Origin of the sequence: Mixta sp. BE291 (genome assembly GCF_031457955.1) — a bacterium.
Lineage (GTDB): Bacteria > Pseudomonadota > Gammaproteobacteria > Enterobacterales > Enterobacteriaceae > Mixta.
This window is the reverse complement of record NZ_JAVDXN010000005.1, coordinates 130,115-145,625: the sequence shown is the minus strand read 5'-3', so window position 1 is coordinate 145,625 and position 15,511 is coordinate 130,115. Positions and strand designations below refer to the sequence as shown.

At 53.9% G+C, this 15,511-nt stretch carries 13 protein-coding genes and 1 pseudogene; 6 read left to right on the top strand and 8 right to left on the bottom strand.

Annotated features, from left to right (window positions below; all coding sequences use genetic code 11):
* Positions 1-24: 24 nt before the first annotated feature.
* Positions 25-1,083, bottom strand: coding sequence for an NAD(P)-dependent alcohol dehydrogenase (locus tag J2X14_RS13195; RefSeq protein WP_352411655.1), 1,059 nt, complete (start codon positions 1,081-1,083; stop codon positions 25-27).
* A 128-nt stretch (positions 1,084-1,211) separates the two neighbouring features.
* Here J2X14_RS13195 and J2X14_RS13190 point away from each other — a divergent pair, with 128 nt between their 5' ends.
* From J2X14_RS13190 to J2X14_RS13180, 3 genes are all read left to right on the top strand, one after another.
* Entirely contained in the window at positions 1,212-1,604 is a 393-nt protein-coding gene (locus tag J2X14_RS13190) for a winged helix-turn-helix transcriptional regulator (protein ID WP_352411654.1), read from the top strand.
* Positions 1,605-1,725: 121 nt separating this feature from the next.
* Positions 1,726-2,049 (top strand): hypothetical protein, encoded by a 324-nt coding sequence (locus tag J2X14_RS13185; RefSeq protein ID WP_352411653.1) that lies wholly within the window; start codon positions 1,726-1,728, stop codon positions 2,047-2,049.
* Positions 2,050-2,344: 295 nt separating this feature from the next.
* The gene (locus J2X14_RS13180; RefSeq protein WP_352411882.1) at positions 2,345-3,166 is read left to right on the top strand and encodes a Cof-type HAD-IIB family hydrolase; all 822 of its coding nucleotides are present in this window, start codon (positions 2,345-2,347) and stop codon (positions 3,164-3,166) included.
* 44 nt (positions 3,167-3,210) lie between these two features.
* On the opposite strand, the pseudogene J2X14_RS13175 reads toward J2X14_RS13180, so the two are convergent.
* The 4 genes and pseudogenes from J2X14_RS13175 to J2X14_RS13160 form a co-directional block, all read right to left on the bottom strand.
* Positions 3,211-4,067 (bottom strand): annotated as a pseudogene (locus J2X14_RS13175) (glucose 1-dehydrogenase).
* Between the two features lie 160 nt (positions 4,068-4,227).
* On the bottom strand, positions 4,228-5,268 hold the full coding sequence (gene zapE / locus J2X14_RS13170; protein ID WP_352411652.1) for a cell division protein ZapE: 1,041 nt from the start codon (positions 5,266-5,268) through the stop codon (positions 4,228-4,230).
* 130 nt (positions 5,269-5,398) lie between these two features.
* On the bottom strand, positions 5,399-6,124 hold the full coding sequence (locus J2X14_RS13165) for a pirin family protein (RefSeq protein ID WP_352411651.1): 726 nt from the start codon (positions 6,122-6,124) through the stop codon (positions 5,399-5,401).
* Between the two features lie 126 nt (positions 6,125-6,250).
* Positions 6,251-6,460 carry a YdgH/BhsA/McbA-like domain containing protein gene (locus tag J2X14_RS13160; protein ID WP_352411650.1) on the bottom strand — a complete coding sequence of 70 codons (210 nt, stop codon included), beginning with the start codon at positions 6,458-6,460 and terminating at the stop codon, positions 6,251-6,253.
* A gap of 764 nt (positions 6,461-7,224) precedes the next feature.
* Here J2X14_RS13160 and J2X14_RS13155 point away from each other — a divergent pair.
* The 3 genes from J2X14_RS13155 (at position 7,225) to J2X14_RS13145 (ending at position 12,537) form a co-directional block, all read left to right on the top strand.
* Complete coding sequence (locus J2X14_RS13155) at positions 7,225-11,031, top strand: NAD(P)-binding protein (protein WP_352411881.1); 3,807 nt, start codon at positions 7,225-7,227, stop codon at positions 11,029-11,031.
* Between the two features lie 154 nt (positions 11,032-11,185).
* Complete coding sequence (locus tag J2X14_RS13150; protein ID WP_352411649.1) at positions 11,186-11,746, top strand: non-canonical purine NTP pyrophosphatase; 561 nt, start codon at positions 11,186-11,188, stop codon at positions 11,744-11,746.
* Positions 11,743-12,537: an SIR2 family protein gene (locus J2X14_RS13145; protein WP_352411648.1), complete on the top strand. Its 795-nt coding sequence runs from the start codon at positions 11,743-11,745 to the stop codon at positions 12,535-12,537. Before J2X14_RS13150 ends, J2X14_RS13145 begins: the two co-directional genes overlap by 4 nt.
* Before the next feature lie 128 nt (positions 12,538-12,665).
* On the opposite strand, the gene J2X14_RS13140 is transcribed toward J2X14_RS13145, so the two are convergent.
* The 3 genes from J2X14_RS13140 to J2X14_RS13130 form a co-directional block, all read right to left on the bottom strand.
* Complete coding sequence (locus J2X14_RS13140; protein WP_502890008.1) at positions 12,666-12,911, bottom strand: Rpn/YhgA-type helix-turn-helix domain-containing protein; 246 nt, start codon at positions 12,909-12,911, stop codon at positions 12,666-12,668.
* A 7-nt stretch (positions 12,912-12,918) separates the two neighbouring features.
* Positions 12,919-13,860 carry an Rpn family recombination-promoting nuclease/putative transposase gene (locus tag J2X14_RS13135; RefSeq protein ID WP_352411647.1) on the bottom strand — a complete coding sequence of 314 codons (942 nt, stop codon included), beginning with the start codon at positions 13,858-13,860 and terminating at the stop codon, positions 12,919-12,921.
* 454 nt (positions 13,861-14,314) lie between these two features.
* On the bottom strand, positions 14,315-15,280 hold the full coding sequence (locus J2X14_RS13130; protein WP_352411646.1) for an Rpn family recombination-promoting nuclease/putative transposase: 966 nt from the start codon (positions 15,278-15,280) through the stop codon (positions 14,315-14,317).
* Positions 15,281-15,511 lie beyond the last annotated feature (231 nt).

Here is a 15,511-nt window from a genome sequence, read left to right as displayed (position 1 = left end):
GCTGCGGGCCGCAGTTTCAGACACTCAGGCGTTACGCCAATGCGTCGCCTGCATATCAATCACAAAGCGGTACTTCACATCGCTTTTAAGCATCCGCGCAAATGCCTGCTCCACTTCATCGCCGTTAATCAGCTCGACGTCAGCGGTAATATTGTGCCTGCCGCAGAAATCGAGCATCTCCTGCGTTTCACGAATACTGCCGATAGAGGTGCCGCTCACGCTAAGACGGCGGAAAACCATCGGCGTGATATCAGGCGCCGGATGCGGATTTTCCGGAATACCCACCAGCACCAGCTGACCGTTGGCGCGCAGCGTATTCAGGTAAGGATTCAGATCATGAGGCGCTGCCACGCAATCAAGAATAAAGTCGAGGCGATGCTGCCAGGCGGCCATCTGCTCCGCATCGCGCGAAATCACCACATGACGGGCACCGAGTCGACGCGCATCCTGCTCTTTTCCGGCGGAGGTGGTAAACAGCGTGACCTCTGCGCCCAGCGCCGCGGCAAATTTCACCGCCATATGGCCTAAGCCGCCCAGCCCGATTACGCCGACCTTATCGCCCGCTTTTACCTGCCAGTGACGCAGCGGCGACCAGGTGGTGACACCGGCGCAAAGCAGCGGCGCCACCGCTTTCAGGTCGAGGTTTTCCGGCACGCGGACCACAAACTTACTGTTAACCACCATGCTTTGCGCATAGCCGCCGCGCGTTATCTCGCCGCTGACCGGATCCGTACCGTTGTAGGTCGGCACAAAACCCGCTTCGCAATATTGCTCTTCCTGCTGTTGGCAGAAATCACAGCGCCCGCAGGACCCCACCATCACGCCCACGCCCACCAGATCGCCGGGACGAAAAGCGGAAACCTGCGCGCCGGTTTCGGTAATACGCCCAACAATTTCATGGCCCGGCACCAGCGGATACTGGCTGACGCCCCACTCATTGCGCGCCATATGCAGATCGGAATGGCAGACGCCGCAGTAAAGAATGTCGATTTTGACGTCGTCTTCGCGCACGGCGCGCAGCGTTATCTGGTCACAGGTTAGCGGCGCATCCGCCGCGTGCGCCATGATTGCGTTAATTTTCACAGGTGAACTCCGCTACATCATCTATTCATTCAGGCCGGGCCTGATTTACGAGGGCGCTACTATAGACACAAGGTGCCCGCTTTGGTAGTAGTTACCTTTTAGGGTCATAGTCACCAAAAGGTTACCGTATGCCAACACTGGTTGATGGGAAATTATATTTTTACGCCGATTCTGAACCGCGTCGGCTGATGGAGCTGTTCGCGGTGAAATGGACCACCATGGTGATCCACGCGCTTTATCACTGGCCAGGCGGCAAATGCCGTACCGGTGAGCTGCAGCGCAGCCTGCAAGGGATATCTAAAAAAATGCTGATTCAGACGCTACGTGAGGTTGAACAGCGTGGATTGGTGCAGCGTCATGTCTATAATGTCGTGCCGCCGAAGGTGGAATATCAGCTTACCGAACTGGGCTGGAAATTTGCTCAGCCGATTGAGCAAATGTACCAATGGGGGCTGGAAAACAAGGCGGCGCTGGACGCCATGGAAGCCGCGCTTCAGGCCAGCCACGGCGCAGCTGATTAGCTGTCGCTATTGGCCTGCGTGAGTCCGGTAACGTGCAAGCAGCCTGGCATACTGGTAATAAATATTATAATCTGGCCTGAAAGCGATATTTCAGGCTAACAGCAATAAAGGAAGCAGACGTTTGTATAAGAAGTGGATAGGTTTATTGTTAGTGGGCGTGCTGGGTGTCATGACATGGCGCTACGTCACTTATGTTGATCCTGAAGATCAGGCGTACTATGCAGGGATCTTGTGTAGTGTGGTGGCACAGCAGAGCGATAACTATGCCCAGAGAATGCGTAGTATTGTTGAAGGCAGTAATAACGACTACGCGCTACAGCGTATTAAATTCAACCAAACCGCAGCCGATAAAGTAATAAATATCTGGCAAAAATTGCCCGCAGCAGACCAAAGCAAATTGTCTCAGGACACCAATGCGTGCCAGCACGCTTTAATTGCTCAGTAAATTCCTGCTGTGGCAAAAGTAAAAAGTTGGCCTGGCCAGCTTTTTACCCTTTATTCGCTATGCCCTTCTCGCCATCGCCCCTTTTCTGCCCGCGTATAGCGCCAGTCATTATACATACCCCCCTGTTTCCCCTCTGGCACTTAATCCGCCAAACGCATTGTGCTGTCACAGGCTGCATATCAGATTAAAATTATGGTTACTGGATTAACTATTGGTCATTATTAATGTTAATGACTCACGCCGCGTTTGCTGGCATGAGGCGGTAAAAATCGATCTTTATCTGAAGGAGAACCCGGTGGCGGTAAAATTGGTTGCGGTTGATATGGACGGAACGTTTCTTGATTCCGCCAAGCGTTATAACACCTCGCGTTTTTTGCGTCAGTATGCCCAACTGAAAGCACGAGATATCCGTTTCGTGGTGGCGAGTGGCAATCAGTATTATCAGCTGCACAGCTATTTCCCTGATATCGCTGATGAAATTGCTTTTGTCGCGGAAAACGGCGCCTGGATCAGCGATCGGAATCAAGAAGTGTTTTGCGGTGAACTGAGCGCGGAAAATGTCCGCCAGGTGCTGGCCATTTTAGCCAGTGAGCCGGAAATTCATACCGTGGTCTGCGGCAAGCGCAGCGCCTATATTTCTCCCTCTATGCCGGATGAGGTGGTGGCGCTCCTCTCCAACCATTACCGTCGTCTGGAGAAATGCGACGATCTCAACAACATCGACGACACCATTTTTAAATTTTCCCTTAATCTGCCCCATGAAGGCGTCACGCCGCTGATTGAGCGCTTAACCACCGCGCTTAGCGCAGCGAATAATATCGTGCAGCCGGTTTCCAGCGGCTTCGGCTTTGTGGATTTGATTATTCCCGGCCTGCATAAAGCGCACGGTATCAGCCTGCTACAGCAGCGCTGGGGCATTGATGATTGTGAAGTGGTGGCGATCGGCGATAGCGGCAACGATCTCGAAATGCTGCGTCATGCAGGCTACAGCTTTGCGATGGCGAACGCCACGGATGCGGTAAAGGCGGCGGCGCGTTACCGCACCGAGAACCATGATGATGAAGGCGCGCTTAACGTGATTGCGCGCCTGCTGGCAAGAGAATATCCCTTTAACTGATTGCGTCTGCTGAAGGACGGCAGCGCACGGCTGCCGTTCGGTGATCAAATCACCGCCACGCCACCGGTGACCGCCACGGTAGAGCCAGAAACGTAGCTGGATTCATCGCTGGCCAGCATCACATAGGCGGGCGCCAGTTCAGCCGGTTGACCAACGCGCTGCAACGGCACTTCGCTACCCAGGTTTTTCACCTGCTCGGCGGGCATGGTAGAGGGGATCAGCGGCGTCCAGATCGGCCCTGGCGCTACCACATTAGAGCGAATGCCCTTTTCAGCCAGCAGCGCAGCCAGGCCGCCGGAGAAGTTAACGATCGCCGCTTTAGTGGCGGAATAGGCGATCAGCTTCGGTTTGGGCTGATCGGCATTCACCGAGGCGGTATTGATAATCGATGCACCGGCAGGCATATGCGGCACCGCCGCCCGGCAGAGATAGACATGCCGTAGATATTGGTTTTCATCGTACGGTCAAACTCTTCATCGCTGATCTCATCCAGCGACTCGCGGGTCATCTGAAAAGCAGCATTATTCACCAGAATATCGATCTGTCCGAAATTGCTCACCGCCTGCTGAATAATATGGCGACAATGTTCCGCTTCGCTAATATCGCCTGGCACCAGCACGGCTTTCTGCCCTGCTTCTTCAATCAAACGCGCGGTATCTCTGGCATCCTCATGCTCATCAAGGTAAGAGATCAGCACATCGGCCCCTTCACGCGCATAGGCGATAGCGACGGCGCGGCCAATACCGGAATCACCACCGGTAATAATCGCTTTTTTACCCGCCAGGCGGCCTGAGCCTTTATAGCTGGTTTCACCATGATCCGGTGCAGGCTGCATATCAAAAATAGTGCCTGGGACATCCTGTTGCTGTTCTGGTTGCGGCGGCTGTGGTCGACTGGTCATAACAGAAACTTCTCCTTGCTGGTGAACGGCGACAAAGGCCGTTAAGACGATTAAGGATTTTATTATTCAGCCAATACAGCGGCATAAATGGCTTTGACTGAACAGGCGTGGATGGTTTCAGTATAGTTGACTCACTCGTAACGCAAGCGCAGCGGCAATATCATGCGTCCTGTGCTGGATAAACCGGCAGCACCTGCAGGCGGCTACGGGTGCGCTGAATATCCTCCAGCTCTACGCCCTGCGTCAGCGTTGCCAGGTCACAATCCGTGGTGAGAAACAGCCGACACTGACGATCGTACAGCACATCAATCACGTTGATAAAACGCTGCTGAACGGCCGGTGAAACCTGAGCGAGCGGCGGCACGTGCTCAATCAGCCACTGCGGATATTGCTCACAGAGCAGTAAATAATCCATCACCGCCGTTGGCGCTTCGCACAGCGCGCTGAAAGAGAAATGCAAAAACGTCCCGGCGGGCGAAAGCGTGGCAAGGGTGCGATATCCTACCGTTAACGGCAACGGCTCCGCTGCCGCTTCAGGTAAACCCAACCGTTGGCGCTGCGCCCGGCTGGCAGCAATCAATAGCCCGCCGAGCCTGAACGCGCCCTGCGCCTCATGGCACAGCGTGCGGTAATCTTTCTCTCCCGTGAGCGTGATGACTTCCATCTGCGCTCTGATCAACGCAATCGACGAGACAAAGCGTTGATGATAAAGCGGATTAGCCAACAGGTTTTCCGGCGGATGGTTTGAGGTAGCGACCAGCAAAACGCCGCGTTGAAACAGCCGCTCCAGCAGCGGTTTAATCAGCATCGCATCGCCGATATCGTGCAGATGAAACTCATCAAAACAGAGCAGCTGACAGCGCCCGATAGCGGCGTCGATCGCCGCGTCAATCGTACTGCCGCGGGCGATGATTTGATGCAGCTCGCGAAAAAAGAGGTGAAAGTGTACGCGCTTTTTCTGCGCCAGCGGCGCCCAGTTAAAAAAGGCGTCGGCGATAAAAGATTTTCCGCGTCCCGGCTCGCCGCAAATATAGATGCCGTGATGAACCTGCGGCGCATGAGTTAGCAGCGGCGCAATTAACGCATCCAGACGGGCGATAAGCTGCTTTTGCTGTCCATCGAGAACAATATTTTTTTCTGCGGCCTGCTGCTGCATTGCCTGTTGAAAAGCAGATGCGATCTGCTGCTGTGCTTCAATCATCTCGCTGTCCCGTTGGTTTATCTGTGCGCTATCATAGCCAGGGCAGCCAGCAATAGCAGCACAACGGGATGCTCCAGATAAAAAACGGCGAGCATTGCACGACTCTCGCCGTATCGCTCACCGTCTACGTTTATTGTCCGCTGATATGCCCGACGCGCGTCGCTTTAGCGGCTAAATCCACCTGAAAACAGACCAGGATGGCGTCACGGCTGGCGTTCAGCGGCGGTAAAGGCTGACTGGCGCTGACCGCATCGCCTTTTTCCAGCTGCTCGCCGCCCAGCGTAATTTCCCCTTCCGCGACATAAAGCCACTGCGCCATGCCAGGGCGATAAGGCACCTCGGTGGTGCTTTGCGCCAGCAGTTGAATATCATAAACGAACAGGTTTTGCCGCAGCGCCAGCGGCGCGTCACTATTCGGCCCAGCCAGCAGCGTCCACTCTCCGACGCTGATGCCGTCAGGCCGCACCATAAACTGTACGCGCCCTTCTTGATCTGCCTCATCGGGGCGGATAACCACCTGCAACATCTCGGCATTCACCAGCGGCGTGGATTCCTGATGCCATACGCCGCGCCCGGCATTCATCAGCATCAGTTTTTTCGCCGACAGCGGGGTTCTTTCGCCCTGCTGATTTTCATGCACCATTGAGCCGCGCCAGATGTAATGCAGAATTTCATCATTAACGTGCTGATGCATGGCAATCTGCGAGCCGTTCTCGATTTGCATATGGTCGATGACGGCAAGCGGCCCAAAAGCGCGGTCGCTGGCGGCAGGATCGATCTCACCGGGGCGGATGCGTCGAATAGTAAAAGGGCCCCAGGCAAACAGCTGTGTTGGGTTGGCACGCATAATTTTCATGGCTTTCTCCCTGCCGATGGCAGTGCTGGCTGGATTGCTTGCGCCTTATGCGGCGCAGGCGTTTTACTCTGCGGCGATCCCCGGCGCATTGGCCCGGACGCTTAGCGTTTCTTTATCGCTACGTGGTTATTTCACCAGCTCAGCGGTCATATGCACGCCGTTATTAAAATTGGCCTCGGTGATTTTATAAGTCGCACCCTGCTGTTGCGCCTGAGCGGCGATTTTCGCCTCAGCGGCGTCCAGCGTCAGCGCTGTTGCGGTAACGCTTGCGGCAAAGCTGCCAAAAGAAACGGTGGAAAGCATGATAATTGCAGCAAAAGTTTTGATAGATTTCATAGCGGTAAGCCTCGTCTGATTTTGACAGGATGAGGCTCTACGCCTCGTTGTGATAAATCATAGGCGGAGAACGCTAAGTTAAAAAGCGGAAGCTTTTGCTTATTTCGTTCATAAAATTTGAATGATAAAATGGCGTAATGCTATCCTGCTATTTTCTTAAACGTGTTTTACCTGCCTGCACGGGCGGCTTAACGTTTTTTTGAAAAATAATCTCTCCTTGCCAATTTATTTATCTATAACCGAAGCGCTTATTTTATTTAGTCTGCTAAAGCGCTGGCACACCCAATAATTACTGGGAACCAGGCAATACATTTTTTTAAAATGCCCCTGTTCAGTTGGTTAATCACTTTTATTAATAAGTTATGCGGTGCTGTTGCCGTCGCGCTTATTTAACTAAAAACATCAGTAAAATTTATACTTGCAACAGCCTGACAGTAAGGAAATTCCTAACTTAATTGGGTTATGCGCACATTTCTTGCGCAGCAAGCAGGGTTACCTATACTTAGGCTAACCGCTCCCCTTGCGAAATTATTTAATAAAATCAATATAAACAAGCGTAACCGCGCCTGGTAATTTATTTCTCTTTTTTGACCATTTTACAGGGCTCCCCCGCGCCTATCCTTGCTTAACACAGCGAATACGATCTGCCCACCGGTCATGCGTTCCGAATGGCCTGCAATGTTTACACGGCATTTGCCGTTGTTTTTGTTTCAGCGGATGCGGCTGTCAGTTTTTATTCTGGCAAGGCTGCAGGAGAAATAATGATGACACCTTTTGCCTCATTCTGGCAGGCAGGCTACGAGGGCGCGGATCATATTAACCCGCATGGCACCCGGTTAGCGATGAATCTCACTAATGCTCATCAGACGCGGGTAAAGGAAGATTATGCGGCGTTAAAAGCTTTTGATATTAAAAGCGTGCGCGAAAGCGTCGGCTGGCGACTAATAGAACGTGACGGCGAATATGACTTTTCCTCGCTAATTTCGCGTATTGAGGCGGCACAAGAGCATGATATTCAAATTTGCTGGACGCTCTGCCACTATGGCTGGCCGGAAGATCTGGCGCTGTTCTCTGATGATTTTATTCCCCGCTTTGCCGCCTTTTGCGCCGCCGCAGCGCGCTTCCTCGCGTCCTATTCGACGCAACCTCCGGTCTATTCGCCGATTAATGAGATCTCGTTCCTGAGTTGGGGCCTTGCCGTGGGGCTATTCCCCTGCGCTAACCTGCCGGGACCGGATCCCGCCGACGCCTGTAAACGTCAGCTGGTAAAGGCCACGCTGGCGGGCTGCGACGCGATCTGGCAGGTCGATAGTCGCGCGCGGATCCTGCACTGCGATCCCATTATTCATCTGGTTTCAGCGGAAGATACGCCAGAAGCACAGCAAATGGCACAGGCGATGAGCAATGCGCAGTTTCAGGCGTGGGATATGCTCAGCGGCCGCCTGGCGCCGGAGCTGGGCGGCGCAGAACGCTATCTCGATCTGGTCGGCGCCAATTACTACCACGACAACCAGTGGGAAATCCCGTCGATGCACCGGCTGGCCTGGCATCTGGGCGATCGGCGGCGTAAGCCGCTGCATCAAATGCTGAGCGAGCTGCATCAGCGTTACCAACGCCCGCTGTTGCTCTCTGAGACCAGCCATGTCGGCAGCGGACGCGGTGCCTGGATTGCAGAGGTGACCGCGCATATCGCCCAGGCGCAGCTCAGCGGCGCAGAGCTGTGCGGCGTCTCTCTTTACCCCATTATCGACCGGCCAGCATGGCATGACATGCTGGCCTGGCCGCATAGCGGGCTGTGGGATCTCGACCGCGACGGCCCTGATCCTTTCCGTCGTGTCATCAACCCACCTTACGCTGCGGCACTACGCCAGGCGCAACGTACGTTACTGAACTTTCAGTCGTTTATCGCTCCGGCAGCGGAGAATAAGGAGAAGGATATGCAGCAAAAAACTTTGATTGTTTTTAGCCATTTGCGTTGGGGATTTGTTTTTCAACGTCCGCAGCATTTGCTCTCTCGTCTGGCGCAGCACTATCGCGTGCTGTTTATTGAAGAGCCGATTTACGATCCGGGGTCGCCGACGCTGCATTATTCTCATCCCGCCCCTAACGTCACCGTTATTCAGCCGCATACGCCGATCTCCGCCCCTGGCTTTCATGACGACCAAATCGCCACGCTGCAGCTGTTGCTAACGGCGCTGGTGGATGAACAAGAGCAGCCGATCGTCTGGTTCTATACGCCGATGGCGCTGCCGCTGCTGACGCCCTTTACCCCGTCGCTGGTGATCTATGACTGTATGGATGAGCTTTCCGCCTTTAACCTGGCGCCGCGTCAGCTGCAGCAGCGTGAATCGGCGCTGATGACGCGCGCCGATCTGGTGTTTACCGGCGGCTCCAGCCTGTACGAAGCGAAAAAGAACAAGCATCACGCTATCTACTGCTTCCCCAGCAGCGTGGACGCGGTACATTTTGAACAGGCGCTGGATCGCAGCAACGGGCATCCGCAGCAGCAGGCGCTGCCGCGCCCGCGTCTTGGCTATTACGGCGTGATTGATGAACGTCTCGATCTGACGCTGGTGGCCGCGCTGGCCGATACGCATCCGGAATGGCAAATCGTGATGGTGGGACCGGTAGTGAAAATCGATCCGGCGACGCTGCCGCAGCGCGCCAATATTCACTGGCTGGGGCAGCAGCCGTATGAGGCACTGCCGCAGTTCCTGGCCGGTTGGGATGTGTGCCTGATGCCGTTTGCCCTGAATCCCTCCACGCAGTTTATCAGCCCGACCAAAGTGCTGGAGTATATGGCGGCGCAGCTGCCGATCGTCAGCACCGCGATTACCGATGTCGCACGACATTACGCTGAACTGGTGGCTATCGCCTATCGACCTGAGGAGTTTGTTCACGCCTGTGAACGCGCGCTAACCCTGGATGCAGCAGAGCGTGAACAGCTGGCGCAGCGCATGCAGGCAGTGGTGGCCGCGACATCCTGGGATGCGGCAGCGGAACAGATGCTTGCACTGATGAAACAAGGCGCGGCGAAAACGCGCATGCCGGTGCCGGAAAGCGCCCCGCCGGTTATCGCCGATGAAGTTCAGCAGATTACCCGCCGTCTGAAACCGGCCGCCGAGCAGCAATCCGTTATCCCCTGTCTGGTAATTGGTGCCGGGCCAACCGGCCTGAGCGCAGGTTATCACTATGGGAAAGGGGCGGTGGTACTGGAAAAAAATGCCACGCCGGGCGGCTGGTGTCGTTCGATTAACGATAAGGGTTTCACCTTCGATTACGCGGGTCATATTATGTTTTCGCAGGATCCTTACGTGCTGAAAATGTATGAAATGCTGCTGGGCGATAACCTGCACTGGCAGATGCGCGAAGCGTGGGTTTATAACGATGGCATCTATACCCGCTATCCGTTCCAGGGTTCGCTGCACGGTCTGCCTGCCGAGGTGATTAAAGAGTGTATTCTTGGCGCAATCGAGGCGCGTTATGGTGTTAGCGGCGAAGCGGCGGAGGCGTCAAACGACGCACCACCGGTCGTGAAGCGTCATGACTGCTGCGCCGATGGCACGGTGCCGGATGGCGATGTGTATGCCGGGCTGGAAAAACAAACGCAGCCGGAAAACTTCGAGCAGTTCATTTTCCGCACCTGGGGCCGGGGCATTGCGAAACATTTTGCCCTGCCCTATAACCGCAAACTTTGGGCGCTGCCGCTTACGGAAATGGAGACCTCCTGGCTGGGCGGACGCGTGCCGCTGCCGGATCTGGCGCAAATTATTGAGGGCGCGCTGGCGCCGCTGGAAAAACCGATGGGGCCTAACGCGCGCTTTGGCTATCCGCTGAAAGGCGGTTTTCAGGCGCTGATGCACGGCTTCTTGCCCCATTTGACCTGCGATCTGGAGACCAACAGCACGCTGGCCGAGCTGCATCCTGAGCAGCATATCGCCGTGCTGACGGATGGGCGGCGCTATCGCTACGATCAGCTCATCAGCACTATGCCGCTGCCGCAGCTGATTGCGATGATTGGCGATGAAGCGCCGCCGGAAATTCATGAAGCGGTGGCAAAACTGCGCCATGTTTCTATTCGCTGCGTCAATATCGGCGTCGGGCGCGCTGACCTTACCGAGAAGCATTGGATCTACTATCCCGGCGATACGCTGTTCCACCGCATTTTTGTGCAGGGTAACGCCAGCCCGCACTGTAATCCGCCGGGGGGCTGCGGCTTAACCTTTGAGATTAGCTATTCCCCTGATAAACCTCTGCCCGCCGAAGGCAATGCGCTAATCCAGCGCTGCATTCAGGAGTGCATTGCCGTTGGCATGATCAACGCCGATGACCCGATTCTTACCGCCAATCAGGTAGATATTCCTTACGCCTATGTTGTGTACGATCATGCGCGTAAAGCGAGTATTGCGCTGATCCGCGACTGGCTGCTGCAACAGGATATTTTGCTGTCGGGCCGTTATAGCGAATGGGAATACTACAATTCCGACCACGCTTTCCTGGCTGGCAAGCGCGCGGCTGAATTTGTGAAAGAGCGCGCAGGATCGCTGAAAGCGCAGGATACGCGCTACTAAACTCAACCGGCATCGGGCGTCCTGCCCGATGCCTTCGCTTGTTTTTTCCCTGCTGCCTGCCCATCCTATCTGGTCTACACTGGTTGACACCGGTCGGCGCCGCACGGCGCTCATAATCATAACCATGCCGGCAGAAACAGAATCAGGTGAAGCAATGAAAATCCGGTTTCTTTCCAGCAATGAGCTAAAGCTGGACGAAGTGCGCAAAATCCTTGAGCCTATCGGGGTGGAAATACTTCCGGTTGCCTGTCGGATTGAGGAAATACAAACTGAAAATGAAGTAGAGCTGGTGCGCGACAAGCTCACCAAAGCCTTTTCTCTGATTGGACGGCCGCTGTTTGTTGAGCATACCGGCCTCTATCTCGACGGCCTGAACGGTCTGCCCGCCGGGCTGACGCGCATTTTCTGGCATCGGCTGAATGCCGATCGCTTTACCGCGCTGGTGCAGGCGCTGGATAGCCAGTACGCTACGGCGAAAACCGTGCTGGGCTATTGCGACGGGCGCAAAATGTATCAGTTTTCCGGCGAGGTTCGCGGCAAGATCACCGCCGAGCCTGCGGGCTCGCGTGAATTTCTCTGGGACTGCATCTTTGTGCCGGAAGGCCATACGCAAACTTTCGCCGAGATGGGCGAGCTAAAGCATGAAATTTCGATGCGGCGGCTGGCGCTGGACCGTTTTGCCGCCTTTTTGAAAACCGCAAGGACTCTGCCATGAAACCTGAACTGAAACGTGCCTACGACGCCGGAAAATTAATTCTTTTTGCCGGGGCGGGCGTTTCACGCAATTTAGGGCTGCCGGAGTGGCATGAACTGATTGCCCATCTTGCGCAGGAACTGGGCTACGACCCCAAAATCTTTAATACTTACGGCACGCACCTGTCGCTGGCGGAATATTATAAGCAGAAAAAGGGATCGCTGGGCCCGCTGCGCAGCTGGATGGATCGCGAGTGGCACCGCCCCGATATTGATGTGCGCTCCTCTGAAATTCATACCATGATTACCCAGGGATATTTCTCACGTATCTATACCACCAATTACGATCGCTGGCTGGAGATGGCGCATGACGCGCATAAAGTCCCCTATTACAAAGTCGCCAATGCCGCCGATCTGGTTCCGCTTACTGAAAGCCGCCGCCATATTATTAAGCTGCACGGCGATTTTGATGACGATACCTCGATTGTGCTGGATGAAAGCAGCTATTTTGAACGGCTTTATTTCGATTCACCGTTGGATATTAAGCTGACGCATGACGTGATGGGCAATTCCGTGCTGTTTGTCGGTTACAGCATCAGTGATTTTAATATTCGCCTGCTGTTTTATCGCCTGACAAAAATGTGGGGGCGCACCGGGCTGTCGTCCGCCCGTCCCACCTCTTATCTGTTTACTAATCGTAATAATCCGGTGGCGAAAGAGGTGCTTGGGCAATGGGGCATTGAGATGATTGTTTCAGAAGAGGATGATCCGCGTAAAGCGCTGGGCGATTTTCTGACAGAGCTGATTGCCTGAGGCAGGCCGGATGGTAAGGCGCGGTGCCAGATCGAGCGCGAATAAGATACGGCAAACCGCTGGCGGCAGTGACTGCGCCTTGCGTTGGAAAACCGTTGATTGCTGCTTTTCAGCGCAAAAGCGCAGGCTCAGTGGCAAAGCTGTGTCAGTTCGTGTTCCGTAAGGCCGGTCGCTTCCAGAATGGATGCGTGAGACATACCCATTTTTAACAGGCTACGGGCGACTTCAAGCTTGCCCTGGTTACGGCCTTTTTCAATGCCGAGCTCAATACCTCTCTCAACGCCGCGCTGTTCACCGATCTGGATACCTTTTTCAATACCTTTCTCGATACCTTTCTCAACGCCCTTCTGTTCAAGCTGTTGTGCAATGGTCATAGAAAGTTCAGTGGCAAAGCTGCGCCAGTTCGTGTTCTGTGAGGCCGGTTGCTTCCAGAATGGATGCATGAGACATGCCCATTTTTAACAGGCTACGGGCGACTTCAAGTTTGCCCTGGTTACGGCCTTTTTCAATGCCGCGCTGTTCGCCGATCTGGATACCCTTCTCGATACCCTTCTCAACGCCCTTCTGTTCAAGCTGTTGTGCGATAGTCATAAGTGCCTCTCCGTGTTGCGGCACACGCTGTGCCAGTTGGCGAACCAGGGCTTCAGAATCCGCTGACTCACCCGCCTGTACCAGATAGTGTATCAGCGCCATTACCTGTGGTGAAGAAAGATAATCCGCCATTAACAGCGTCGCCAGACGATCCATTACGGTGGCGATATCGCGCTGGTGAATATGTTTCTGCAACAGCGTCAGCGCTGCCATCCCGCGATGCTTCATAATTTCGTCGTCAGGTATCACCGTCACGTCAACCAGCGGAAACGCGTTGCCGTAGAGCTGCTCTGCCCGCTGCGGGTCATCAAACTGCTCCAGCCAGCGCAGGGAATAAGGATACGGCCTGCGTTTACCCATATAAAACAATACCGGTATCACCAGCGGCAGCTTTTTATGACCCGCCTCGAGATGCCGCTGCATCGCGGCCACGGCATAACGCAGCAGCCGAAATGCCATATGCTTATCGGGCGTCGACTGATGCTCAATCAGCACGTGAATATAGCCATCGCCCGCGGTGGTTTTTAAGCTGTAAAGCACGTCACTGAAGTACTGGCGCAGATCGTCCTCAACGAACGAGCCGGACTCCAGTTTCAGCGTGCTGGGATCGCAGATGGCGCGCAACGCCTGCGGCAAATGCAGTTCCATAAAATCCCGCGCAATCGCCGGCTGCGTCAGAAACTGCCGGAAGGTGGCGTCGTGGGGCGTTGGCGTAGTGTTTTTCTTTTTCATTTGTTTGTACTTTGGAAATAGCCTATGCGATATCGAACCCGTTTCTGGACAATGCAAATATGAGTAAGCGGCATGCTGTATTCGTTTAATAACAGCAACACAGCTCGACAATTAATATAACCTGATTATCAAAAAGATACATTAACCGAAAAAATTACCGGTTATGATTAAAACATCCAGTAAAAAATCATGCCGTTTTTAACTGCATAATTAATTATTAAATGCACAAATAAATTAAAAAAACAGCTGCGGAGTATTGTGCCGCAGCGCGTATTGCTGTCAGGGAGGAAATAGTTACCAGGTAAATATATTCATTAATGTGGAGAAAATTAAAAACGGGAGCATCGAACTCATGGTTTTAAACCAAGGTGATCCACCCAAACCGCTGGCGGCAGTGACTGCGCCTTGCGTTGAAAAACCGTTGATTGCTGCTTTTCAGCGTAAAAGCGCAGGCTCAGTGGCAAAGCTGTGTCAGTTCGTGTTCCGTAAGGCCGGTTGCTTCCAGAATGGATGCGTGAGACATGCCCATTTTTAACAGGCTACGCGCAACTTCAAGTTTGCCCTGGTTACGGCCCTTTTCAATGCCAAGTTCGATACCTTTCTCAACGCCGCGCTGTTCGCCGATCTGGATACCTTTCTCGATACCTTTCTCAACGCCCTTCTGTTCAAGCTGTTGTGCGATAGTCATAAGTGCCTCTCCGTGTTGCGGCACACGCTGTGCCAGTTGGCGAACCAGGGCTTCAGAATCCGCTGACTCACCCGCCTGTACCAGATAGTGTATCAGCGCCATTACCTGTGGTGAAGAAAGATAATCCGCCATTAACAGCGTCGCCAGACGATCCATTACGGTGGCGATATCGCGCTGATGAATATGTTTCTGCAGCAGCGTCAGCGCTGCCATACCGCGATGCGCCATAATCTCGTCGTCAGATATCACCGTCACGTCAACCAGCGGAAACGCGCTGCCATAAAGCTGCTCTGCCCGCTGTGGGTCATCAAACTGCTCCAGCCAGCGCAGAGAATAAGGATACGGCCTGCGTTTTCCCATATAAAACAATACCGGTATCACCAGCGGCAGCTTTTTATGACCCGCCTCGAGATGCCGCTGCATCGCGGCCACGGCATAACGCAGCAGCCGAAATGCCATATGCTTATCGGGCGTCGACTGATGCTCAATCAGCACGTGAATATAGCCATCGCCCGCGGTGGTTTTTAAGCTGTAAAGCACGTCACTGAAGTACTGGCGCAGATCGTCCTCAACGAACGAGCCGGACTCCAGTTTCAGCGTGCTGAGATCGCAGATGGCGCGCAACGCCTGCGGCAAATGCAGTTCCATAAAATCCCGCGCAATCGCCGGCTGCGTCAGAAACTGCCGGAAGGTGGCGTCGTGGGGCGTTGGCGTACTTTTTTTCTTTTTCATCAGTCCGTATTCTGAAAACATTGCCTGCGTGACATCATCAATAAAAAGGCAGACATCATCATGGCAACCTTTTAATTCCGCCTGGCAACAGCCGCATGCCGACAAGCAATCAATATACACCTTTTTCCCAATAAAAAAATTAGCGGGACAGCTTAGCGGTTATTATTAGCAGTTCACCTAAAAATAAATATCGCTATAACTTCATTAATCTGAGGACGTGATTTTATTACG